Raw genomic sequence first — 21754 nt, 5'->3', positions numbered from 1 at the left:
CCTTACCGATGGTAGTTCACGAAATAGATGATGACCATCAACGCCACGGTGGGCAACACGAACACCAGCGCGACGAGGCGGGCACGCAGCGTCCGCTCGAACCCCACCATCGAACGCCGCACGAAGACCCGGCGTTCCGGGCTGTCGCCGGCGCGGTCGGGGTGGCGCTCGTCCCACGTCTCTTCCAGCCGCTCGCGCTGCAGCGAGCGCAGGTAGAGCGAGATCAGCACGTAGAACAGCGCCTCGATGGCGATGAGGATGGCGGCAAGCCTAATGATGGCCATCAGCGTGCCGCCCCCACGGCCCGGGCGCGGCGGCCCGCTCGGTCAGGTTCACGCGCGCGGGGCCCGCCGCACGGCCCCACGGGCCGGCCGCGGGCACCGCCGGGGCACGGCGGTCGGGCGCGCCCGGCTCACCCATCCCCGGCTCGGGGCCGAACAGGGCCTCGCGCGTGCCCTCCTTGTCGATCTGGTATTCGCGGGCGAGTTGATCGGCGACATAGCGCTGCTTGGCGGCATCCCACGACTGGTAGCGGCGGTAGAACACCGGCTTGTTGAGGATGAAGAGCGCCCGCACGTCATGGGGCGCCAGTTCCGCGAGGAGCTGGTTCACCGCATCCCGCCACGGCCCGGCGGTGGCGCGCAGCGCGTAGAAATAGGCGGCGTTGCCCGAGTCGATCACCGGCCAGTCGCCCCCCGCCTCGACATAGCGCAGGATCGCCGAGAGGCCGCGCAGTTCGGCCGGCATCTCGGCCGGGTCGAGCCGCGCCGCCGCGCGCCGCAGCGCCGCCCGGCTGCCGTCGCCAGGGTCGATCCCCGCCCGCGTCGCGGCATCGACGAGGATGAAGTCGATCTTCTGGCGCAGCACCGCCGCCGTGTCGGCGCCAGGTGCCGAGGCGATCGGCTCGGCAAGACCCGCGCGGGCGAGCCAGGCGGCGATCTCGTTGCGGTCGTCGAGCGTCATGCTGCGGACGCCCGGCAGCGCGACCCGCTGCGCGGGATCGGTGAACACCACCCCCGGCTCGCGCCCCGAGCGGATCACGTAGACGCCGCCGAAGGCCGGCGTCCAGAAATCCGGCACGTCGAAGCTGGTGTGCGCGAGCCGCACCGGGTTGCGGGTCACATCGCCGGATTTCTTCGCCTGCTCGATCATCTCGGCGATCAGCACGTCGTCCCACCAGGCGTCGGGCTGGCTTCGGAACCGCTCGATCATCGCGGTCAGGCGGTCGGCCTCGGCGACGTGGTTGCCGGTGGTGTCGGCGCTGATCCGCACCTTGCGGATGTCGAGAAGATCGGCCGGCGCGGCGACCTGCCAGACCTCGTCGTCAATCTCGCCCACCACGGCGTCGCGGGCGGTGAGGCTGAAGAGCTGGCTTTCGTTGTCGGCGATGAAGCGGCGCAGGATCGCGCGATAGACCGAGAGGTCCGCCGACAGCATCGGCGCGGTCTTCTGCTCGGTCGTGAGCAGGATGAACTGCCGGTTGCCGCCCTTCGGGTTGAGATAGTCCAGATCGCCCATCTCGTCCCCGATCTCGGGCGAGAGGCCGGTGAGGTCGATGTGGAACTCGGTCAGCGCGGTGGTCTTGCCGGTCAGTTTCTCCAGCGCCCGGTTATAGAGCGCGACCCAGGCGGGGGAGTCGACCCGCAGCAGGTTTCCGAACATCAGGCCGCGTTCGATGAGGAGGTTCATGGAAACTTGCTCAGCGCATGGGCAGGAAACTTCTTTCCAAACTGCTCAAGAGAAGCTCTCCAAGAAGATATTCTAGAAAGTGAAAGGTTAAACGGCTTTCCTCCGATCTTAAGAGCGGCACCATGTGCGATGCAATTCCTGACTTGGTTTATTTCATCCAGTTTCCGCTTCATTGCCGCGGTTGGGTGGCGCTGCCATTGCAACCCGTCAAAAACGTCATCCAATCCCAACCTAAGGAACAAAGATTGAATATTCGACGGGCTAGGGTTGCCCCACTTACTCCAGGTCGCTCGATAGGAGGCGAGCTGCTTATCATTGAAGTTGCGTCCAAAAGCTTTCTTCGAACATTCTAGGAAAACATCTTCGACGAATGCCTGCGTAGCAGCAGAAAGCAATACTACACACGCCTTGTTGAGCGACGCTCCCTCTCTTGATCCATCCTCAAGCTTTATCGGCGCTCCCTTTCCGCCTCCGTGCAGCGTCTTTCGAGCGACGATTATTTCGTCAACCGAACTCAACACGAGCCTAGCACTCACCCCTCACCCCCCTCATACCTTCTCTTCGCCTCGGCCATCCGCTCCATCCCGCGCACGGTTTCCTCGATGGCGCTTTCATCCGCTGTCTCGGCATAGCGCCATTCGCTGTCGGCGTAGCGGTTGATTTCCTGCACCACCATCGCGGGGGTGATCGGCTGGCGCAGCGCTGCGATCATCTCGAGCTTCACCGCGTAGGGCTGGTGCAGGAACGGCTCGGGCGAGGTGAACCACTCGTCCGGCATCTCGAAATCCATTGCGCGCGTCTTGATCGCGTCGGTGATGTTCTTGACGGCGCGGCCGGTGAAGCGCGGCTCGGCCTCGGCGATGGCGTGCAGGTAGGTGCCGATCTCGGCCAGCGTGTCGACCGGGCCGAGCCGGGCCGACACCTCGTCCCAAATCGCCGCCAGCGAGGCCTCGGCCGGGCGGTCGTGGCCGGCATAGCCCTCGCGCACCGCGGTGCGGATTTCCTGCGCCTTCATCAGTCCGTGCTCGCCCACGGGGATGTCGTGGCGCTTGCCCAGCAGCAGGGCGAAGATATCGATGTAGTCCTCGCGCGTCTTCGGGCCGTCGATCAGGAAGCGGGCACCGGCGCGCTGGCGAAGGGCGTCGTCGATGGACTCGGCGTGGTTGGAAAACATCCCGAAGGTCGCGTTGCCGCGCACCACGGTGCCCGCGCCGGCGAAGGCGTCCATCAGCACCGCCGTGATCTCTTGCTGGCCGGAGGAGGACTGGCGGTCGCCGCGGCGCCCCGCCACCTGGTCGATGTCATCGATGGTGCCGAAGCCGATCACCGCGGGGTCGATCACGCTGTCGATGAAGGCCCGCGCGTTCTGCCCCGACTTGCCCTGATAGCTGTCGACGTTGTCAATGCCGAGGTTCGCATAGCGGAACGGGTAGCCCGCGACGGTGCAGTAGTCGTTGATGAGCCCCGCCATCATCTGGATCAGCGTGGTCTTGCCCGTCCCCGGCCGCCCGTCGCCGAGGAAGGTGAAGATGAACCCGCCGAGTTCCACGAACGGATTGAGCCGCCGCTCGAAGTCGTAGGCGACGAGCATCCGGGCGAGCCGCATCGCCTGGTGCTTGGCGATGGCGTTGCCGACGACCTCTTCGGGGCGCTTGAAGGCCATCTGCACCGGCTTGCCGCGGGCCCGGGTGGCCGGCGCGAAGCCCGCGATGGGCAGGTCGTCGGCCGCCACCCGCCAGCGGGCGCCGGTGAAGGCCTGGGTGCGCGGCGCGGTCTCGGCGCGGGCGCGGACGGCGGCGGCAAGCGCCTCGGCGAAGGCGAGCGTGATCGCGGCCACCGCCTTGTCGTCGGGGGCGGCGGTCAGTTTCTGGTCCAGCTCCCATAGCGCGCCTTGCAGGGCGAGGTGGGGGGCGTCGGTCAGGATCTCGGCCACCCCGCCGATGTCGGGGGTCTCGGCGCCCGCGTGCTCGGCCAGCAGGAAGCCGGTGGCGTTCGCCAGCACCGACAGCACCGCGAGCGACTCGGCGGCCAGCATCTCCTTGAAGGCGCCGGCCTGCTCGGGGGGCAGGCGGTTCTCCAGATTGGCGCGCTTCAACTCGGCCGCGCCCGAGCGCGCCGACACCTCGTCCCCCACGGCGAGCGCAATGGCGAGCGCCCGGCGCAGGGCGCGCAGCACCGTCGCCGACAGCGCCGAGGGCAGGTCGTCGCCGCCCGCCCGCTCGATCCGCTCGACCAGCCGCACCGCGCCGGGCCGCTGCGTGGACAGCCCCGCCAGCCCCGGCGTCGTGGACCGGAAGCGCGAGGTGCGCGAGATGCCGGGCGAGCGCTCGGCCTCGGCCAGCGGCGCGGCCGTCCCCAGCCGCGGCGCGTGGTCGAAGCCGGTCAGCAGCCCCAGCGCCTGCGGGTAGTGGGCGCGGACGCGTGCCTCGGGCAGCTCCATCTCGTCGCGGGTTTCCATCAGTTCACCCCCATCACCCGCCCGTCGGGCATCGGCACGTATTTGCGGATGCCCCGGAAGCCCGGCGGGTCGAGCCGCGCCAGCGCCTGATAGGGCCGTTGCGGAATGACGAGCAGCCGCTGCGCCGCGGTCAGCCCCAGCCCCATGCCATGCGTCTCGGCCGTGTCGATCCTGTAGACCTGCTTTTCCACGACGCTGAACAGCCCCGCGTTCTGCATTTCGACGCGGGCCGATTGCAGATCCTCGACCGCCATCGCCAGCGCCCAGTCCTCGCCGGCGCTGGCATGGGCATCCTCGAGCACCGACTTGATCGGCCCTTCCTGCACGGTGAACTCGCGCGAGTGGATCGGCCCCAGCGTCACCCGGCGCAGCCGCCACGGGTGCAGCGTGTCGAAATCCGCGTCGAACCCCTGCGCGATGGTCAGAAGCTGCAATGCCCCGACCGACTGCGCCAGCAGATGCGCCTGCGCCTCGGGCCAGCGCTTGGCGTCGTCGGGCAGCGGCCGGCGGCCGGTGTCGTCGCAGTCCATCAGATAGACGACCGGCAAGTTCTGGCGGCTGTCATAGACGCCCCAGTGGATCAGCCAGCGCCGCCGGTGCCCCTCTTGCCCCAGCCCCAGCGCCATCGGGTGCATCTGCGGCCAGAAGAGGCCCCCCGCCGCCAGCGCCTCGTAATACATCCGCTGCGAGAGCGCATATTGCAGCTTGGTCGGGTGCCGCAGGTCCGAGACGATCTCGCGGATCATGTCGTCCTTGATCGCCTCGGCGGTGGGGGTGCGGGCCAGTTGCTCGCCCGCCTGCGCGGCATCGGCGGCGGTCTGGGCGACCTCCTGCCAAATGGGGAAGCCCGAGTCGTGGATGTCGATCACCAGCCGGCGCGACAGCGGCCCCTCGACGCGCGAGGCGACGAGATACTTCATCGACAGCGCATCGACGCTAGCGAGCAGCGCCCGCAGGTAGCCCTGGATCACCTGCGTGTCGGTCGGGCCGAACACCCGGTCGCGCACCATCTCGGCCAGCGCCGGGGGCAGCGCCGCCGCCACCCGCCGCAGCTGCAGGAAATAGCCGCGCGCGATCAGGTCGTCCGCGATCTCGCGGTGGTCGGCAGAGAGGCCGGCGGCGGGATTGCTCACTTACGAGCCCGAATACAGGTTCTTGTCGTGCTTCTCGACGATCTGGGCGAAGCGGCGGGCGAAGCGTTCGTCGGCCTTCGCCTTTTCCTCGAGCACCTTGCGGGCGAACACCATATGCTCGCCGTGGGCCTCGAGCATGTCGGCCATCTTCTCGTTCGTCGCCGCCCCGATGCCGGCCATCGCGGTCGCGGCCTCCTGATCCGTCCTGACGCCGATCTCGTTGATGCGGTGGGCGATGTCCTGCTGCTGGGCGGTCTTGAGCGACTTGGTCAGCGCGTCATAGAGGACCACCCGCTGCTTGGTGTCGGTCTGCAGCTTGTTGATCAGCACCATCTGGGTCGCGGCCTGGTTCTGCAGGCTGTCCACCCAGGTCTTGCCCGACTCGATGTAGCGTTCGAGCGTCTGGCTGCGGGCCAGCGCCACCTGCTCGGCCTGCACCAGCTCGTTGTGGTCCTTGTTGGCGTTCGCGAGCTCGGTTTCCAGCTTGGTCCGGTCGCTCGGATCGACGGTGCTCGCCACCTTGCTCTCGAGCTCGATCAGGCGGGGGTCCATCGCCTTGATCCGCTCGCGCAGGCTTTCCAGTTCCGCCACCGCCGCCTCGCGGTCGGCGAGCGTCTGGGTCAGGTTGCCCTCGACCTTCACCTGCTGGTCCTTGAGCAGCGCCAGCTGGTCCTGCAGCAGCCGGGTGATGACGTCGGACTTGGAAATGAGGTCCTGCAGCTTGTCGTCGATCGAGGCGTGGCGCAGCCGCTCCTGCCGCATCGACTCGGACTTGCCGCGGGCGAAGATGCCGACGAAGCTCTCCCACCCGGTCTTCGAGCGCATCTGCTCGAAATCCTTGGAAAACCCCGCCGTCACGTCGTCCAGACCCATGATCAGTTCGGCGATGTTGGCGTTCATCGCCTCGGTGTGCTTGTGCACGTCGGCCAGCGTCGCATTGGCGATGTCGAGCGAGGGGGCGTTCACCGCAGTATCCGTGCGCACCATCCGATCCAGCGTGGTGCCGATCTCGGTGATCTTCGATTGGGTGGCAGCCACCTCGCGCTGGCTGTCGATGATCTGCTGGTCGAGGCTGGCCATGCGGGAAGACTCCGTTCACTGGGGCGGCGCAAGTAACGCGCGGAAAACACGCGCATGGCAAGGGTGGTTCCGGGGACGGGCGCGGTCATTGCGCGCGCCCCGCCCCGCGCCTAGGGTCGGCGCATGGACCCGCTGCACCACGCCATCGCCGCCCGCCGCGACGCGCTGATCGCGCTGACGCAACAGCTCATCCGCATCCCCACGCTGAACCCGCCGGGGCGCCACTACCGCGACATCTGCGAGGCGATTGCCGCGCGGATGGAACCGCAGGGCTGGCGGTGCGAGCTGATCCGCGCCCACGGCTCGCCCGGCGACAGCGAGGCCTATCCGCGCTGGAACGTGGTCTGCACCCACGACGCCGGTCGGCCCGGCGACACGGTCCATTTCAACAGCCACCACGACGTGGTCGAGGTCGGCCACGGCTGGACCCGCGACCCGTTCGGCGCAGAGTTCGTGGAGGACGAGGACCGCATCTACGGCCGCGGCGCCTGCGACATGAAGGGCGGCCTCGCCGCCAGCATCATCGCCGCCGAGGCCTACGTGGCGCTCAACCCCGACCACGCCGGGCGCATCCAGATCAGCGCCACCGCGGACGAGGAATCGGGCGGCTACGGCGGCGTCGCCTATCTGGCCGAGCACGGGCATTTCGCCGACGTCCAGCACGTCATCATCCCCGAGCCGCTGCACAAGGACCGCATCTGCCTTGGCCACCGCGGCGTCTGGTGGGCCGAGATCGAGACCCGCGGCCGCATCGCCCACGGCTCGATGCCGTTCCTGGGCGACTGCGCGGTGCGCCACATGGGCGCGGTGATCGACGAGATGGAGCGCACGCTCTACCCCCTTCTCGCCGGCAAGCACACGGCGATGCCGGTGATCCCCGAGGGGGCGCGGTCCTCGACGCTGAACATCAACTCGATCCACGGCGGCGCGCGCGAGCCCGAGGACGGCTACACCGGCCTGCCCGCGCCCTGCGTCCCCGACCGCTGCCGCATCGTCATCGACCGCCGCTTCCTGATCGAAGAGCAACTGACCGAGGTGAAGGCCGAGGTGCGCCGCCTGCTCGAAAAGGTCAGGGCCGAGCGGCCGAGTTTCTCCTACGAGATCCGCGACCTCTTCGAGGTGATCCCGTCGATGACCGAAAAGGACGCGCCCGTGGTCCGCACCACCGCCGCGGCGATCGAGCGCGTGCTGGGCATCGAGGCGGGCTATGTCGTCAGTCCCGGCACCTACGACCAGAAGCACATCGACCGGATCGGCAAGCTCAAGAACTGCATCGCCTACGGGCCGGGCGTGCTCGACCTCGCCCACCAGCCCGACGAGTGGATCGGGGTCGGCGACATGATGGACAGCGCCCGGGTGATGGCGCTGGTGCTGTCGGACCTGCTGGGGACGGATTCCCATTCCCCCGCGCCCGTGGCATGATCGCGGCGCAACCACCCCGAGGCGCCCCGATGGCCCGTCCGACGCAGAACCTGACCCCCTCCGCCGCGCGCCCTGCCGCGCGTGCCGGGCTGCCGGTCGGGTCGGTGGTGTTCTTCCTGCTCGCGCTGCTGCTCGGGCTCTACTTCGCCTTCGCCGCGGTGCAGGGGCCGTCCGGCATCCTTCGCCGGGTGCAGCTCGAAGCCGAGACCGCCGACCTCGTGGCCGAACGCGACCGGCTGACCGCGCAGGTGGCCGAGATGCGCAACCTGACCCGCCGGCTCTCGGACGACTACCTCGACCTCGACCTGCTGGACGAGCGCGCCCGCGACGTGCTGGGGCTGGTCCGGGCCGACGAGCTGATCGTCCGCTAGGCAGACGCGGGCCCGTGCGGACCCCGCGCCTGACCCCGCGTCACAAAACACCTTGCACCTGCCACGGGCCCGCGTCAGGAATGGTTCAACGTTGAACCACCTTGCCCGCACGGTCCTTTCCAGTTCCCCGGAGGAAACGCATGGCCCGAAAACCGCACCCGACCCCCGCCGCTGACACCCCCGCCCCGGACAGCGACAAGGCCCCCGCCGAGGCGCGGACCGACGCCCCGGCCAACGTCTCGCGCGACGATCTGCTCAAGTACTACCGCGAGATGCTGCTGATCCGCCGGTTCGAGGAGAAGGCCGGCCAGCTTTACGGCATGGGCCACATCGGCGGCTTCTGCCACCTCTACATCGGGCAGGAGGCGGTGGTCGTCGGCCTCGAGGCGGCGGCGAAAGAGGGCGACAAGCGCATCACCTCGTACCGCGACCACGGCCACATGCTCGCCGCCGGGATGAGCGCGCGGGGGGTGATGGCCGAGCTGACGGGCCGCGAGGGGGGCTACTCGAAGGGCAAGGGCGGCTCGATGCACATGTTCTCGAAAGAGAAGCATTTCTACGGCGGCCACGGGATCGTCGGCGCCCAGGTGCCGCTGGGCGCGGGGCTTGCCTTCTCGGACAAGTACAAGGGCAACGACAACGTCACCTTCGTCTATTTCGGCGACGGCGCCTCGAACCAGGGGCAGGTCTACGAGACCTACAACATGGCCGAGCTGTGGGACCTGCCGGTCGTCTTCGTGATCGAGAACAACCAGTACGCCATGGGGACCAGCATGAAGCGGTCCACCAAGTCCACCACGCTCTATGGCCGCGGCGAGGCGTTCGGCATCCCCGGCGAGCAGGTGGACGGCATGGACGTGCTGGCCGTCAAGGCGGCGGGCGAGAAGGCGGTCGCGCACTGCCGGGCCGGCAAGGGGCCCTATATCCTCGAGGTGATGACCTACCGCTACCGCGGCCACTCGATGTCGGACCCGGCGAAATACCGCACCCGCGAAGAGGTGCAGAAGATGCGCGACGAGCGCGACGCCATCGAGCACGTCCGCCAGCTGCTCTTGCAGGGCAAGCACGCGACCGAGGACGACCTCAAGGCGATCGACAAGGAAATCAAGGACATCGTGAACGACTCGGCCGAATTCGCCAAGGAGTCGCCCGAGCCGGCCGAGGCCGAGCTGTGGACCGACATCTACGCCGACGCCGACGTGTGAGGGGGAGAGACATGGCAACCGAGATCCTGATGCCCGCACTGTCCCCGACCATGGAGGAGGGGACGCTCGCCAAGTGGCTGGTGAAAGAGGGCGACACGGTGAAATCCGGCGACATCCTCGCCGAGATCGAGACCGACAAGGCCACGATGGAGTTCGAGGCCGTGGACGAGGGCACCATCGGCAAGCTGATGGTGGCCGAGGGGACGCAAGGGGTGAAGGTCAATACCCCCATCGCGCTGCTTCTGGACGAGGGCGAGGACGCCAGCACCGCCGCGGCGTCCGGCGGCTCCTCGGATAAGGCCGCCGCCAAGGCCCCCGACGCCGAACCGCCCGCCCGCGCGGGCGAGGGCGAGAACAGCCGCGACGAGGCGGGCGAGGCCCCCGACACCGCCCCCGCCGCCGCGAAATCCGCCGTCGAGGCAGTGGACACCCCCGAACCCGACGCCGAGCCCGACTGGCCCGAGGGCACCGAGGTCCGCCAGATGACCGTGCGAGAGGCGCTGCGCGAGGCGATGGCCGAAGAGATGGAACGCGACGAGACGGTGTTCCTCATGGGCGAGGAGGTCGGCGAGTACCAGGGCGCCTACAAGATCAGCCAGGGCCTGCTCGAACGGTTCGGCCCGCGCCGGATCGTGGACACCCCGATCAGCGAGATGGGCTTCGCCGGCATCGGCGTCGGCGCCGCCTTCGGCGGGCTGCGCCCGATCGTCGAGTTCATGACCTTCAACTTCGCCATGCAGGCGATCGACCACATCATCAACTCGGCCGCCAAGACGCTCTACATGTCCGGCGGCCAGATGGGCGCGCCGATGGTGTTCCGCGGCCCGAACGGCGCCGCCGCCCGCGTCGCGGCCCAGCACAGCCAGGACTTCGCCGCCTGGTACGCCGCCATCCCCGGACTCAAGGTCGTCCAGCCCTATTCGGCCTCGGACGCCAAGGGGCTGCTCAAGACCGCGATCCGCGACCCGAACCCGGTGATCTTCCTCGAGAACGAGATCCTCTACGGCCGCAGCTTCGACGTGCCGGTGATGGACGACTTCACCATCCCCTTCGGCAAGGCCCGCATCGCCCGCAAGGGCTCGGACGTGACCATCGTCAGCTTCGGCATCGGCATGGCCCACGCGCTCGAGGCAGCCGAGACGCTGGCCCAGGACGGGATCGAGGCCGAGGTGATCGACCTGCGGACGCTGCGCCCGCTCGACTACCCCACGGTCCTCAAGTCGGTGCAGAAGACCAACCGCTGCGTGACCGTCGAGGAAGGCTTCCCGGTCGGCTCGATCGGCAACCACCTGTCGGCCTGGCTGATGGAGAACGCCTTCGACTGGCTCGACGCGCCGGTGATCAACTGCACCGGCAAGGACGTGCCGATGCCCTACGCCGCGAACCTCGAACGCCTCGCCTTCGTGACCGCCGCCGAGGTGGTCGAGGCGGTGCGCAAAGTCACCTACCGGTAAGGAGCGCGCGACATGGCCACCGAGATCCTGATGCCCGCGCTGTCCCCGACGATGGAGGAAGGCACGCTCGCCAAATGGCTGGTGAAAGAGGGCGACACGGTCAAGTCCGGCGACATCCTTGCCGAGATCGAGACCGACAAGGCCACGATGGAGTTCGAGGCCGTGGACGAGGGCACCATCGGCAAGCTGATGGTGGCCGAGGGCACGCAAGGGGTGAAAGTCAACACCCCCATCGCGCTGCTGCTGGAGGAAGGCGAGGACGCCAGCGCCGCCGAGGCCGCACCGTCGAAGCCCGCGGCCGCCAAGGCGGAGGCGCCGAAGGACGAGGCCAAGGCCGAGGCCAAGCCTGAGACGAAATCCGAGCCCGCCAAAAGCGACGCCGGCGCGGCGAAGCCCGCGGAGGCCCCGGCCCGCGGCAAGGGCGAGCGCATCTTCGCCTCGCCCCTCGCCCGCCGGATCGCGGCCGAAAAGGGGATCGACCTTGCCGGGCTGACCGGCTCGGGCCCCAAGGGCCGGATCGTCAAGGCCGACGTCGAGGGGGCGAAGCCCGGCGCGGCCCAACCGGCCGCCCAGCCGACCGCCGCGAGCCAACCCGCCGCGGCCACCGAGGCCCCGAAACCCGCCGCCGCCCCGCAGGCCGCCCCCGCGGCCGCCCCGCAGGGGATGTCCTACGCCACCGTCGCCAAGATGCTCGAGGGCCGCGAGACCGAAGAGGTCGCGCTCGACGGGATGCGCCGTACCATCGCCGCGCGCCTGTCCGAGGCCAAGCAGACCATCCCGCATTTCTACCTGCGGCGGTCCGCCAAGCTCGACGCGCTGATGGAGTTCCGCGGCACGCTCAACACCCAGCTCGAGGCGCGCAAGGTGAAGCTGTCGGTCAACGACTTCATCATCAAGGCCTGCGCGCTGGCCCTCCAGCAGGTGCCGGACGCCAACGCCGTCTGGGCCGGCGACCGGATCATCAAGCTGAAACCCTCGGACGTGGCGGTGGCCGTCGCGGTCGAGGGCGGGCTCTTCACCCCGGTCCTCAAGGACGCCGACAAGAAGACGCTCTCGGCCCTTTCGACCGAGATGAAGGACCTCGCCGCCCGCGCCAAGACCAAGAAGCTGGCCCCGCACGAGTATCAGGGCGGCAGCTTCGCCATCTCGAACCTCGGGATGTTCGGGATCGAGAACTTCGACGCGGTCATCAACCCGCCGCATGGCGCGATCCTCGCGGTCGGCGCCGGCATCCCGACCCCGGTGGTCGAGGACGGGCAGGTGGTCATCCGCACCATGATGTCGATGACCCTCTCGGTCGATCACCGCGTCATCGACGGCGCGCTCGGCGCGCAACTGCTCGAGGCGATCGTAACCCATCTCGAGAACCCGGTCGGGATGCTGGCCTGACCTCCCCCCACCGCAAACCCGAAGGGCTGCCCGCACCGGCAGCCCTTCTTTCTTGCCCAAATATCCTGGGGTGAGCGCCGCAGGCGCGAGGGGCGAAGCCCCTACTCGGCCGCCTCGCCCTTCGGCGCCCGGTTCAGCCCCACCATCCGCTGCGCGAAGCGCCCGAGCCGCCCCTGCCCGCCGTGCAGCAGCGAGAACAGCGACGGCACGAAGAGCAGCGACAGCAGCGTCGAGAGCAGCAGCCCGCCGATCACAGCAATCGCCATCGGGGCCCGGAACTCGGACCCCTCGGCGGTCGAGATGGCCGAGGGCACCATCCCCGCCGCCATGGCGATGGTCGTCATCACGATCGGCCGCGCCCGCTTGTGCACCGCGTCGAGGATCGCGTCGCGCTTGGCCGCGCCCGCGTCCATCGCGGCCAGCGCGAACTCGACCAGCATGATCGCGTTCTTGGTCACGATCCCCATCAGCATCAGGAAGCCGATCACCACCGGCATCCCGATCGCATAGCCGGTCAGGTACAGCGCGAACATCGCCCCGCCGATGGCCAGCGGCAGCGACAGCAGGATGGCGATCGGGGTGACGAAATTGTGGAAGAGCAGCACCAGCACGACATAGACGAGCAGGATCCCCGACCCCATCGCCGCCGCAAAGGCCGAGAACACCTCGCCCATGATCTCGGCGTCGCCGGCGGTCTGGAACTCGGTCCCCGGCGGCAGGGCAATCTTCCCCTGCAACGCCTTCACCTCGGCCGCCACCGGCCCGAGGATCGCCCCGTCCACCAGGTTCGCATCCACCGTCGTCCGGTAGCGGCGGTCATAGCGCGAGATCTCCGTCGCCCCGGCCGAGAAGCTGACGTCCGCCACCGCCGCCAGCGGCACCTGCCCCGCCTGCGAGGGCACGCGCAGGTTCCGCAGCTCCATCAGGTCGTTCCTCGCCTCGGCGTTCAGCCGCACGAGGATCGGGATCTGCTCGTCGCCGGCGTTGAACTTGGCAAGGTTCGCCTCGCTGTCGCCCAGCGTCGCCACCAGCAGCGTCTGCGCCATCGCGCTGGCCGAGACGCCGAGCTGGGCGGCCAGCTGGGTCTTGGGCGCGATCTGGATTTCCGGGCGCTGCAGGTTCGCCGACGAGGTCACGCTTTCCAGCGACGCCATCTTGCGCATCTCGGCCACCAGCAGGTTGGCGGCCTCGGCCGCGCCGTCCTCGGTGTCGCCCAGCACGCTGATGGTCAGGTCGTTGCCGCCCTGCTCGTTCTGGAAGTTCAGCCGCACGTCCGGGGTGCCGGCCAGCTCGTCCTTGAGCTGCGCCTCGATCTCGAACTGGCTGCGGTCGCGGTCCTCCTTGCGGCCGTAGTTGATCATCAGCCGCGACTTGGTCACCGAACCGGTGCCGCCCATGACGAAGACCGACTGCACCTCGGGGATCTCGGCCACCCGCGCCGAGAGGCTGCGCGAGATCGCCTCGTTCGCGTCGATGGTGGCGCCGGGCGGCAGCTCGACCTGCACCTGGCTGCGGCCAACGTCACCCGCGGCGATGAACTCGGTCGGCAGCAGCGTGGCCGAATAGATCGAGCCCGCGAACACCCCGAAGCCCATCAGCAGGGTGAGGAAGCGGTGCCGCATGGTCCAGCGCAGCGTGCCCATCAGCCCGCGCATCACCCGACCGTCCTCGGGCTCATGCGCGCCGCCCGCGCCGCGCATGAAATAGGCGGCGAGCATCGGCGTGATGATCCGCGCCACCAGCAGCGAGAACAGCACCGCCACCGCGACCGTCAGGCCGAACTGCTTGAAATACTGCCCGGCGATCCCGCCCATGAAGCTGACCGGCGCGAACACCGCGACGATCGACATCGAGATGGCGATGACCGTGGTGCCGATCTCGGTCGCGGCATCCTCGGCGGCCTGATAGGGGTCGACGCCCATGTGGATGTGGCGGACCACGTTCTCGATCTCGACGATGGCATCGTCGACGAGGATGCCGGTCACCAGCGTGATTCCCAGCAGGCTGATGCCGTTGAGCGTGAACCCCAGCATGTCCATGACGAAGAACGTGGGGATGACCGACAGCGGCAGAGAGATCGCGGCGATCAGCGTCGCGCGCCAGTTGCGCAGGAACAGCATGACGACGATCACCGCGAGCGCCGCGCCCTCGTAGAGCGTCTCCATCGCGTTGTGATAGGACTGCGAGGTGTAGGTCGTGGCGTCGTCGATGAGCGTGATGCGCAGGTTCGGATGCTGGGCGCCGATCTCGGCCAGCCGTGCCTTGGCGCCGTCACCGGCCACGAGGTCGGACTTGCCGGTCGCGCGATAGACCCCGAAGGCCACGACCGGCCGCCCGTCCAAGAGCGCGAAGCTGCGCTCTTCGCTCGGCCCGTCGATCACCGTGCCGAGCTGGTCGAGCCGCACCGTCCGCCCGCCCGCGCCGAGCAAGATCGGGGTCGCCGAAAGCTGCGCCACCGTGTCGGCCGAGCCCAGCGTGCGGATCGAGTATTCCGTCCCGGCAAGGTCGCCGCGCCCGCCGCCCATGTTGATGTTCTTGGCCCGCAGCTCCTGGCTGACGCCGGCGGCGGTCAGGCCCAGAGCCAGCAGCCGGTCGGGGTCCAGCGCCACCTCGATCTGCCGGTCGGCGCCGCCGATGCGGCTGACCTGCCCCACCCCGTCCACGGTCGAGAGCTGGCGGCCGATCACGTCCTCGACGAACTTCGACAGCTCCTCGATCGAGCGGGTCGGGTCGCTGACCGCATAGGTCAGGATCGGCATCCCGGTCACGTCGAGCCGCCGCACCAGCGGCTCGGTGATCCCCTCGGGCAGGTCCGAGCGGACGCTCGCCACCGCGTCCTTGATGTCGTTCAGCGCCCGGTCGCTGTCGGTCTCGAGCGTGAACTCGACGGTCACGCTGGCCGCCGAATCGCCGGCGGTCGAGGTCATGTGCCGCACGCCGGTGACGTTGGCGATGGCGTCCTCGATCGGCTTCACGACCTGGCTCGTCAGCTCGGACGGCGCGGCGCCGGGCTGGCCGACGCTGACCGAGATGATCGGCAGGTCGATGTTCGGCATCGCCGTGACCGGCAGGTTCAGGAAGCTGTAGATGCCGACGATGATGAGGACGAGGAAGATCGCGATTGGCGGAACCGGATGGCGGATGGACCAGGTCGAGAGGTTCATGGCCGCGCCTCGCCCGAGGCCGGGGGCGTGCCCGCGGCGACCGCCGGAGTGACGGCCTGCGCTGCGGCGGCGGGTGCGGCCGCAGCCGGTGCCGGGGCCACGGGGTCAGCCGGCGCGGGGGCTGGGGCCGCGGGCGCAGCAGGCGCAGCCTCGGCCGGCATCTCGACCAGCGACACCGCGTCGCCGGTGGCGAAGAACGCCCCGGCCCGCGCGATCACCGTCTCGCCCTCAGAGAGCCCCTCGAGCACCTCGCGCCGCCCCTGCCACAAGAGCCCGGCGTTCACGGGGCGGGATTCCACCACGCCGCCCGCGACCACCTGCACCCGGTCGCCGCGGTCGTCCGACAGCACCGCCGTTGCGGGCACGGTCAGTGAGCGGCGGCGCAGCGTCACGATGTCGCCGCTGGCAAAGAGCCCGGTCAGCAGCCGGTCGTCGTCGGGCAGCGCCACCCGGACGAGGCCGAGGCGCGTGACCGGATCGACGGCGGCAGGCAGCTGCCGCACCTCGCCACCGACCGGGCCGACGCCCGCCACGTTCAACTGCGTCTCCTGCCCGATCTTCAGCTCGGGCAGCGCGGCCTCGATCACCTCGCCCTCGAACTCGACACTGCCATCGGCGATCAGCGTGAACATCGGCTCGCCCGCCGGGCTAGCGATGCCGCCGAGCTGCGCGGCCCGCGCCGTCACCCGCCCGTCCACCGGGGCCACGATCCGCGTCCGGTCGAGGTTCAACTGCGCGAGGTCCAGCGCCGCCTGCGCCTGCGCGCGGCTCGCCTCGGCCACCGCCAGCCCGTCGCGGGCCGAGGCCGCCGCCGCCTGCGCCGCCGCCTCGGCGGCCTCGGCCTGGTCGAGCGCCGCCTGCGTGCCCGAGCCCGAGCGGCGCAGCGACCGGGCGCGGTCGCCCGCGGCCACGGCCTGGCGCTGCGCGGCCTCGGTGCTGGCGATCTGGCTTTGGGCCTGGCTGACGCCCGCCACGGCGCGCTGCAGCTCGGCCTGCGCCTGCGCGAGCTGCGCCGACAGCGTGGCATCGGCCAGCCGCGCGAGTTCCTGCCCCTTCTCGACCCGGTCGCCGGCCTCCGCCCCGAGCGCCACGATCTCGAACCCCGAAACCTGCGGATAGACCTGCACGATCTGCCGCGCGACGAGCGTCCCGCTGAGCGGCACCCGCGCCTCGACATCGGCCATCTCGGCCACCGCGGCGGTGACCGTGGGGGCGGTGGCGGCCCCCTGCGGGGCGGCGGGGGCGTCGGCGGCCCGCGCGGGAACGGCCCCCGCCATCGCGGCGGCGGCCACCATCAGCGCGGTCAGGATCGGCGGCAGGCGCATCGGACGGCATCCCCGGTCTTCTGCCCGGACGGCCCATGCCCCCGGGGTCGGACCGTCACGACGGCCCTGCCGGCCCCGCGGCGGGGCCGGATCAGGCTTCTCACATAGCTTTCCTTGGCCTCGACAACAATGCACCAGCCCGTGCGCGGCCCGGTTACAGCCGGATGCTCGTCACCCCCGGCAGCCGCAGCTCACCCAGCAGGTCGCGCAGCTCCTGCCGGGCCGCGACGTTCGAGAGCGACAGCGCCTGCGTGCCCACGTCGCGCAGGTCCAGCAGCGTCAGGCCGCGCGGGAAGAGCTCGCGGAACACCACCCGCTCGGCAAATCCCGCCGCGACCCGGAACCCGATCCGCCGCGACAGCCGGTCCAGCGCCTCGCCGACCTTCCGCTTGTTGTGCATCTCGGTCGTGCCGAGCCGGTTCCTGAGCACGATCCAGTCGATCGGCCCCGCGCCGGCCTGGCCGCGCAACTGCCGGGCCGACCACACCATCTCGGCATAGATCGAGGGGCCCAGCACCTCGCCCTCGGGCGACATCCGCGCCAGCAGGTCGAAGTCGATGAAGCTGTCGTTCAGGGGCGTCACCAGCGTGTCGGCCAGCGTGTGGGCCATCTGGCTCAGCTTGGTGTGCGAGCCGGGGCAGTCGATGACGATGAAATCCTGCTGCGCGTCCATCTCTCCCAGCACGTCGGACAGGGGATCGGCGCTGTCGCGGGGCAGTTCGGCCAGCGCCGGCGTCGGCAGCGCCAGCCCCTCGCGCGCCATGAACGCGGCGCGGTTCTCGAGATACCGCCCGAAGCTGCGCTGCCGCACGTCGAGGTCGAGCGCGCCGACCCGGTGCCCCATCCGCGCCAGCGCGGTGGCGACGTGCATCGAGGTCGTGGACTTGCCCGATCCGCCCTTTTCGTTGCCCACGACGATGATATGCGCCACGAATCGCCCCTGATGCCTCTCGGCCGCAGGCTAACCGCCCCGTCCGGCGGTGTCAGGCCGCGGCTGGCAATCAGTTGTGGACAAAGAGCCCGTTGACCAACCTCGCGGCCCGACACATATTCCCCGCGAAGAATATGAACAGGAGGCACCCATGCCCCCCTCTGCCCCCCGCGCGCCCATCGTCAAGCCGTTCTTCGACCGCCCGACCGGCAGTCTGCAGTACGTCTTCCACGATCCCGAGACGATGCACGGCGCGATCGTCGATCCGGTCTGGAACTTCTGCCCCCGCGCCGCCCGGACCTGGACCGCGGACGCCGACCGCATCCTCGCCTATGTCCGCGAGATGGGGATCACGGTCGACTGGGTGCTCGACACCCACCCCCATGCGGATCACCTGTCGGCGGCCGTCTATCTCTCCGAACAGCTCGGCGGGGTGCCGCGCGGCATCGGCGCCAAGGTGACCGAGATCCAGGCGCTGTGGCGCGAGATCTACAACGACGACAGCCTGCCGCAGGACGCGAGCCCGTGGGACCGGGTGTTCGAGGACGGCGACGAGTTCATGGTCGGGTCGATCCCGGTGCGGGTGATGCTGTCGCCCGGCCACACGCTCGCCTCGGTCACCTATGTCGCGGGCGACGCGGCCTTCGTGCACGACACGCTGATGATGCCCCCCTCGGGCAGCAGCCGCGCCGATTTCCCCGGCGGCAGCGCCGAGGTGCTGTGGCGCTCGATCCGGGCGATCCTCGACCTGCCGGCCGAGACGCGGCTCTTCATAGGCCACGACTACCCCGAGGGCGGGGACGCGCCGCGCTACATGGCGACGGTGGCCGAGCACCGGCTGACCAACCAGCACGTCAAGGACGGGGTGCAGGCGGCCGAGTTCATCGCCCTGCGCGAGGCCCGCGACCGGACCCTGTCGCTGCCGGTCCAGATCCTGCACGCGCTGCAGGTGAACCTGCGCGGCGGCCGCCTGCCCCCGGCCGAGGACGACGGGCGGTCGTATTTCAAGATCCCCGCGAACTACTTCGACCGCCCGAAGGGCTGAGGCCGAAACGCAGAACGCCGCCCCTCGGGGCGGCGTTCGCAGTCGGTGCGAGGGCGAAGGGCTCAGAAGCCCAGGCCCGCGTATTTGTTCTTGAAGCGCGAGACGCGCCCCCCGGTGTCCATCAGCTTCGCCGAGCCGCCGGTCCAGGCCGGGTGCGACGTCGGGTCGATGTCGAGCGACATGGTGTCGCCCTCTTTGCCCCAGGTCGAGCGGGTCTGATAGGTGGTGCCATCCGTCATCTTGACGGTGATCATGTGGTATTCGGGATGGGTTTCGGCTTTCATCGCGGCACCTCAGGCGTTCGGGTTGGCGTCGGCCTTGGGGGCCTTCGGCTTGTAGTTCTGCACTTCGGCGATCCGGGCCGATTTGCCCCGGCGATCACGCAGATAGTACAGCTTGGCGCGGCGCACGCGGCCGCGGCGGACGACCTCGATCGACTCGATGTTGGTCGAGTAGAGCGGGAAGACGCGCTCGACGCCTTCACCGAACGAGATCTTGCGCACGGTGAACGAGGCGCCCAGCGTCTCGCCGCCCTTGCGGCTGATGCACACGCCCTCATAGTTCTGGACGCGGCTCCGGGTGCCCTCGGTCACCTTGAAGCCGACGCGCACGGTGTCGCCGGCCTTGAAATCCGGGATGGTCTTGCCGAGGGCCGCGATCTGTTCGGCCTCGATTTCAGCGATCAGGTTCATCGCCCTGGTCCTTTCGTTGCTCGCGGCGGTCCCGCGATTGGTGTGATGCGCCCGAGAGCTGCCGGTCCTTAGCCGAGTCCCCACCGTCGAGATGGGCCCGCCACAGATCGGGGCGACGTTCCTTGGTCAGCCTTGCGGCCTCGTCCGCCCGCCATTGCGAAATGGCCGCGTGATGGCCGGAGAGCAGAACCTCCGGTATCCTGCGGCCTTCCCATTCGGCGGGCTTCGTGTACTGCGGATGTTCAAGCAGGCCGGAGGAAAAGGATTCCTCGGCCAGGGACGCCTGATTCCCCAGCACGCGCGGTATAAGGCGGACGGTCGCATCGATCAAGACCTGCGCGGCCAGCTCTCCGCCGGTCAGGACATAGTCGCCGATGCTGAGCTCCTCGATGCCGCGGGCGTCGAGGATGCGCTGGTCCACCCCCTCGAAGCGGCCGCAGATCAGCGTGACGCCCGGGCCTTCAGCCAGCGCCCGGGCCCGCGCCTGCGTCAGCGGCGCCCCGCGCGGCGAGAGATAGACCACCGGCAGCCCCGGCGGGGTCCGGTCGAGCGCCGCGGCCAGCACGTCGGCGCGGATCACCATGCCCGCGCCGCCCCCCGCGGGCGTGTCGTCCACGTTGCGGTGCCGGCCGATGCCGTGCTCGCGCAGGGCGACGGTCTCGAGCCGCCACAGCCCCTCGGACAGCGCCTTGCCGGTCAGCGAGAGGCCCAGGACGCCGGGGAACGCCTCGGGGAACAGCGTCACGACATGCGCCGTCCAGGCGCCGGCGACCTCGGGCGGCTCCATCAGGTCGCGCGGGCGGACGCTGGCGCGGATGGCCACGCGGCCGTGCGAGCGGGGGGTGGCGGGCGCGTCGTCGGTCATGGCCGCGGCCCCTCGTCGTCGTCGCGGGTCAGGCGACCCGCGTCGTCCAGCATCCCGTTCACCGCCGCGTCGCGGCGCGCGGACCAGAGCTGCACCGAGAGCCCCGTCCCCGCCAGCGCCAGCAGCACCGGCGGCAGCGCGCCCCAGCGTGGGGTCCAGCCGGTCGCGCGGGAGACCCAGATCCCGAGGCCCCAGAGCGCGCCCGCGACCGCCGCGTTGACCGCCACGCCGAGCGCCGGGATCGCCGGATGGGACCAGCGCGCCGGGTCGGTGGTCAGCATGTAGCGGGCGGCAAAGATCGCCGCGAAGATGCCGACGCTGTAGCCCCCGGCCCCGCCCAGCCCGGCGAGGAACGGCGTCGCCAGCACCACGAACCCCGCCAGCATGAGCAGCCGCAGGCGGGTGGCGAGGGGGGCGAGCGGGTCGCTCATTCGTCGCTCTCGGGCGGGTCGGCGACGATGCGGCGGGCGCTCAGGTCCACCGTCGGCACCGCCGCGCGGGTGAAGGGCACCAGCAGCGTGCCGGATTGTCCATGAATCTCAAGGATGTCGCCCGCGCCGTGGTCATGGATCGCCCGCACCCGGCCAAGGCTCGCGCCGCCGGTGTCGACGACCTCGAGGCCGATCAGGTCGGCGTGGTAGAACTCATCGTCGCCCAGCGCTGGCAGGGCTGCGCGGTCGGCCCAGAGGGTCACGCCCCGCAGCGCATCGGCCTGTTCCTTGGTCTCGACGCCCGAGAGCCGCGCCCCGAGCCCGCCGTTGACCGGCCGGGTCAGGGTCACGGCAAACCGCCGGGTGCCGTCCTCGGTGGTCAGCGTCCCGTAGGTGGCGATGTCCTCGGCGGTCGTGCAGAAGCTCTTGAGCCGCACCTCGCCGCGGACGCCGAAGGCCCCGGCGATGGCGCCCACGCAGGTCTTGTCGGTCATGGCGAACGCCCCTCGTGCTCAGGGAAAGCTCTGGAAAAGCAAGTCGTTGCGGCCGGTTGGACCGCAGCGGCGCGGGGCGGGCCTGTGCGCGCCCCGCGCCGGTGCTGTGCGGCCCGCGCCCCGGGGTGGTCCCCCGGCGCGGGCCGGACGGATCACTCGTCGGCCTTGGCGGCGTCGGCGGCAGCCTCGTCGGCAACCTCGACCGAGGTTTCCTCGGCGGCGGCGGCGGGGGCGTTCTTCGCCTCTTCCGCGGCGGCGCGGGCGGCTTCCTCGCGGTCGGCGCGCTTCTTCGCGCGCTCTTGCGCGGCCTTGCCGGGCTCACCCTTCTTGGGGTTGGCGCGGTCGGATTTCTCTTTCACGCCAGCGGCTTCGAGGAAGCGGGCCACGCGGTCGGTGGGCTGGGCGCCCCGCGACAGCCAGTGCTGCACACGCTCCATGTCCATCTTGATGCGGTCCTCGCTGTCCTTGGGCAGCAGCGGGTTGTAGGTGCCCAGCTTCTCGAGGAAGCGGCCGTCGCGCGGCATCCGGCTGTCCGAGGCGACGATCGAGTAGTGGGGGCGTTTCTTGGACCCGCCGCGGGCGAGCCGGATCTTCATGGCCATGAGG

The 21754-nt window shown here is 69.9% G+C and carries 21 protein-coding genes; 6 read left to right on the top strand and 15 right to left on the bottom strand.

From position 1 onward, the window contains the following. Positions 1-2 precede the first annotated feature (2 nt). The 6 genes from HGN31_RS12170 to HGN31_RS12145 are packed head-to-tail and all read right to left on the bottom strand — an operon-like array spanning position 3 to position 6360. On the bottom strand, positions 3-284 hold the full coding sequence (locus tag HGN31_RS12170) for a hypothetical protein (RefSeq protein ID WP_231565609.1): 282 nt from the start codon (positions 282-284) through the stop codon (positions 3-5). Beyond that, a complete protein-coding gene (locus tag HGN31_RS12165; protein ID WP_168783361.1) occupies positions 271-1689 on the bottom strand; it encodes a DUF6638 family protein in 1419 nt (472 codons plus the stop codon). The genes HGN31_RS12170 and HGN31_RS12165 overlap by 14 nt, the downstream gene beginning before the upstream one ends. Next, positions 1686-2207, bottom strand: coding sequence for a HEPN domain-containing protein (locus HGN31_RS12160; protein ID WP_168783360.1), 522 nt, complete (start codon positions 2205-2207; stop codon positions 1686-1688). The genes HGN31_RS12165 and HGN31_RS12160 overlap by 4 nt, the downstream gene beginning before the upstream one ends. A 14-nt stretch (positions 2208-2221) precedes the next feature. Continuing rightward, positions 2222-4147, bottom strand: a complete 1926-nt coding sequence (locus tag HGN31_RS12155) for an AAA family ATPase (RefSeq protein WP_425325321.1) — start codon at positions 4145-4147, stop codon at positions 2222-2224. Beyond that, positions 4147-5280, bottom strand: a complete 1134-nt coding sequence (locus tag HGN31_RS12150) for a hypothetical protein (protein WP_168783359.1) — start codon at positions 5278-5280, stop codon at positions 4147-4149. The genes HGN31_RS12155 and HGN31_RS12150 overlap by 1 nt, the downstream gene beginning before the upstream one ends. Then, a complete protein-coding gene (locus HGN31_RS12145) occupies positions 5281-6360 on the bottom strand; it encodes a hypothetical protein (protein WP_168783358.1) in 1080 nt (359 codons plus the stop codon). 123 nt (positions 6361-6483) lie between these two features. Between HGN31_RS12145 and HGN31_RS12140 the strand changes: the two genes are divergently transcribed. The 5 genes from HGN31_RS12140 (at position 6484) to HGN31_RS12120 (ending at position 12201) form a co-directional block, all read left to right on the top strand. Beyond that, on the top strand, positions 6484-7782 hold the full coding sequence (locus tag HGN31_RS12140; protein WP_168783357.1) for an acetylornithine deacetylase/succinyl-diaminopimelate desuccinylase family protein: 1299 nt from the start codon (positions 6484-6486) through the stop codon (positions 7780-7782). Positions 7783-7811: 29 nt separating this feature from the next. Beyond that, positions 7812-8153, top strand: a complete 342-nt coding sequence (locus tag HGN31_RS12135; protein WP_168783356.1) for an FtsB family cell division protein — start codon at positions 7812-7814, stop codon at positions 8151-8153. A 140-nt stretch (positions 8154-8293) separates the two neighbouring features. Further along, the gene (gene pdhA, locus HGN31_RS12130) at positions 8294-9358 is read left to right on the top strand and encodes a pyruvate dehydrogenase (acetyl-transferring) E1 component subunit alpha (protein WP_244961004.1); all 1065 of its coding nucleotides are present in this window, start codon (positions 8294-8296) and stop codon (positions 9356-9358) included. A gap of 11 nt (positions 9359-9369) precedes the next feature. Continuing rightward, positions 9370-10812, top strand: a complete 1443-nt coding sequence (locus HGN31_RS12125) for a pyruvate dehydrogenase complex E1 component subunit beta (protein WP_168783355.1) — start codon at positions 9370-9372, stop codon at positions 10810-10812. Positions 10813-10824: 12 nt separating this feature from the next. After that, entirely contained in the window at positions 10825-12201 is a 1377-nt protein-coding gene (locus HGN31_RS12120) for a pyruvate dehydrogenase complex dihydrolipoamide acetyltransferase (protein WP_168783354.1), read from the top strand. Positions 12202-12302: 101 nt separating this feature from the next. Here the strand turns inward: HGN31_RS12120 and HGN31_RS12115 are convergent, their stop codons facing one another. The 3 genes from HGN31_RS12115 to HGN31_RS12105 form a co-directional block, all read right to left on the bottom strand. Beyond that, the gene (locus HGN31_RS12115; RefSeq protein WP_168783353.1) at positions 12303-15365 is read right to left on the bottom strand and encodes an efflux RND transporter permease subunit; all 3063 of its coding nucleotides are present in this window, start codon (positions 15363-15365) and stop codon (positions 12303-12305) included. Continuing rightward, complete coding sequence (locus HGN31_RS12110; protein ID WP_168783352.1) at positions 15362-16690, bottom strand: efflux RND transporter periplasmic adaptor subunit; 1329 nt, start codon at positions 16688-16690, stop codon at positions 15362-15364. The genes HGN31_RS12115 and HGN31_RS12110 overlap by 4 nt, the downstream gene beginning before the upstream one ends. A gap of 154 nt (positions 16691-16844) precedes the next feature. Continuing rightward, the gene (locus HGN31_RS12105; RefSeq protein ID WP_036702781.1) at positions 16845-17621 is read right to left on the bottom strand and encodes a division plane positioning ATPase MipZ; all 777 of its coding nucleotides are present in this window, start codon (positions 17619-17621) and stop codon (positions 16845-16847) included. Between the two features lie 151 nt (positions 17622-17772). Here HGN31_RS12105 and HGN31_RS12100 point away from each other — a divergent pair, with 151 nt between their 5' ends. Next, positions 17773-18666, top strand: a complete 894-nt coding sequence (locus HGN31_RS12100) for an MBL fold metallo-hydrolase (protein WP_168783351.1) — start codon at positions 17773-17775, stop codon at positions 18664-18666. Positions 18667-18728: 62 nt separating this feature from the next. Here the strand turns inward: HGN31_RS12100 and rpmE are convergent, their stop codons facing one another. The 6 genes from rpmE to rpsP form a co-directional block, all read right to left on the bottom strand. Next, positions 18729-18950 carry a 50S ribosomal protein L31 gene (gene rpmE / locus HGN31_RS12095; RefSeq protein ID WP_036702784.1) on the bottom strand — a complete coding sequence of 74 codons (222 nt, stop codon included), beginning with the start codon at positions 18948-18950 and terminating at the stop codon, positions 18729-18731. A gap of 9 nt (positions 18951-18959) precedes the next feature. Then, positions 18960-19358 carry a 50S ribosomal protein L19 gene (rplS, locus tag HGN31_RS12090; RefSeq protein ID WP_036702785.1) on the bottom strand — a complete coding sequence of 133 codons (399 nt, stop codon included), beginning with the start codon at positions 19356-19358 and terminating at the stop codon, positions 18960-18962. Beyond that, positions 19342-20223, bottom strand: coding sequence for a tRNA (guanosine(37)-N1)-methyltransferase TrmD (gene trmD, locus HGN31_RS12085; protein ID WP_168783350.1), 882 nt, complete (start codon positions 20221-20223; stop codon positions 19342-19344). Before trmD ends, rplS begins: the two co-directional genes overlap by 17 nt. Beyond that, on the bottom strand, positions 20220-20654 hold the full coding sequence (locus HGN31_RS12080) for a hypothetical protein (protein ID WP_168783349.1): 435 nt from the start codon (positions 20652-20654) through the stop codon (positions 20220-20222). The genes trmD and HGN31_RS12080 overlap by 4 nt, the downstream gene beginning before the upstream one ends. Next, on the bottom strand, positions 20651-21148 hold the full coding sequence (gene rimM / locus HGN31_RS12075; RefSeq protein ID WP_168783348.1) for a ribosome maturation factor RimM: 498 nt from the start codon (positions 21146-21148) through the stop codon (positions 20651-20653). Before rimM ends, HGN31_RS12080 begins: the two co-directional genes overlap by 4 nt. 152 nt (positions 21149-21300) lie before the next feature. After that, complete coding sequence (gene rpsP, locus HGN31_RS12070; RefSeq protein ID WP_168783347.1) at positions 21301-21750, bottom strand: 30S ribosomal protein S16; 450 nt, start codon at positions 21748-21750, stop codon at positions 21301-21303. Between the last annotated feature and the right edge of the window lie 4 nt (positions 21751-21754).

It is taken from the genome of Paracoccus sanguinis (assembly GCF_012689545.1).
In the GTDB taxonomy this organism is placed as follows: domain Bacteria; phylum Pseudomonadota; class Alphaproteobacteria; order Rhodobacterales; family Rhodobacteraceae; genus Paracoccus; species Paracoccus panacisoli.
This window is presented reverse-complemented; position numbering and strand designations above follow the sequence as displayed.

Bases quoted from the DNA above. Each gene is read 5' to 3' on its own strand.
- HGN31_RS12140 (WP_168783357.1), top strand. From the start codon at position 6,484: ATGGACCCGCTGCACCACGCCATCGCCGCCCGCCGCGACGCGCTGATC.
- rpsP (WP_168783347.1), bottom strand. From the start codon at position 21,750: ATGGCCATGAAGATCCGGCTCGCCCGCGGCGGGTCCAAGAAACGCCCC.
- rpmE (WP_036702784.1), bottom strand. From the start codon at position 18,950: ATGAAAGCCGAAACCCATCCCGAATACCACATGATCACCGTCAAGATG.
- HGN31_RS12145 (WP_168783358.1), bottom strand. From the start codon at position 6,360: ATGGCCAGCCTCGACCAGCAGATCATCGACAGCCAGCGCGAGGTGGCT.
- HGN31_RS12110 (WP_168783352.1), bottom strand. From the start codon at position 16,690: ATGCGCCTGCCGCCGATCCTGACCGCGCTGATGGTGGCCGCCGCCGCG.
- HGN31_RS12125 (WP_168783355.1), top strand. From the start codon at position 9,370: ATGGCAACCGAGATCCTGATGCCCGCACTGTCCCCGACCATGGAGGAG.
- HGN31_RS12120 (WP_168783354.1), top strand. From the start codon at position 10,825: ATGGCCACCGAGATCCTGATGCCCGCGCTGTCCCCGACGATGGAGGAA.
- HGN31_RS12115 (WP_168783353.1), bottom strand. From the start codon at position 15,365: ATGAACCTCTCGACCTGGTCCATCCGCCATCCGGTTCCGCCAATCGCG.
- pdhA (WP_244961004.1), top strand. From the start codon at position 8,294: ATGGCCCGAAAACCGCACCCGACCCCCGCCGCTGACACCCCCGCCCCG.
- HGN31_RS12100 (WP_168783351.1), top strand. From the start codon at position 17,773: ATGCCCCCCTCTGCCCCCCGCGCGCCCATCGTCAAGCCGTTCTTCGAC.
- rplS (WP_036702785.1), bottom strand. From the start codon at position 19,358: ATGAACCTGATCGCTGAAATCGAGGCCGAACAGATCGCGGCCCTCGGC.
- trmD (WP_168783350.1), bottom strand. From the start codon at position 20,223: ATGACCGACGACGCGCCCGCCACCCCCCGCTCGCACGGCCGCGTGGCC.
- HGN31_RS12080 (WP_168783349.1), bottom strand. From the start codon at position 20,654: ATGAGCGACCCGCTCGCCCCCCTCGCCACCCGCCTGCGGCTGCTCATG.
- HGN31_RS12155 (WP_425325321.1), bottom strand. From the start codon at position 4,147: ATGGAAACCCGCGACGAGATGGAGCTGCCCGAGGCACGCGTCCGCGCC.
- HGN31_RS12135 (WP_168783356.1), top strand. From the start codon at position 7,812: ATGGCCCGTCCGACGCAGAACCTGACCCCCTCCGCCGCGCGCCCTGCC.
- HGN31_RS12170 (WP_231565609.1), bottom strand. From the start codon at position 284: ATGGCCATCATTAGGCTTGCCGCCATCCTCATCGCCATCGAGGCGCTG.
- rimM (WP_168783348.1), bottom strand. From the start codon at position 21,148: ATGACCGACAAGACCTGCGTGGGCGCCATCGCCGGGGCCTTCGGCGTC.
- HGN31_RS12165 (WP_168783361.1), bottom strand. From the start codon at position 1,689: ATGAACCTCCTCATCGAACGCGGCCTGATGTTCGGAAACCTGCTGCGG.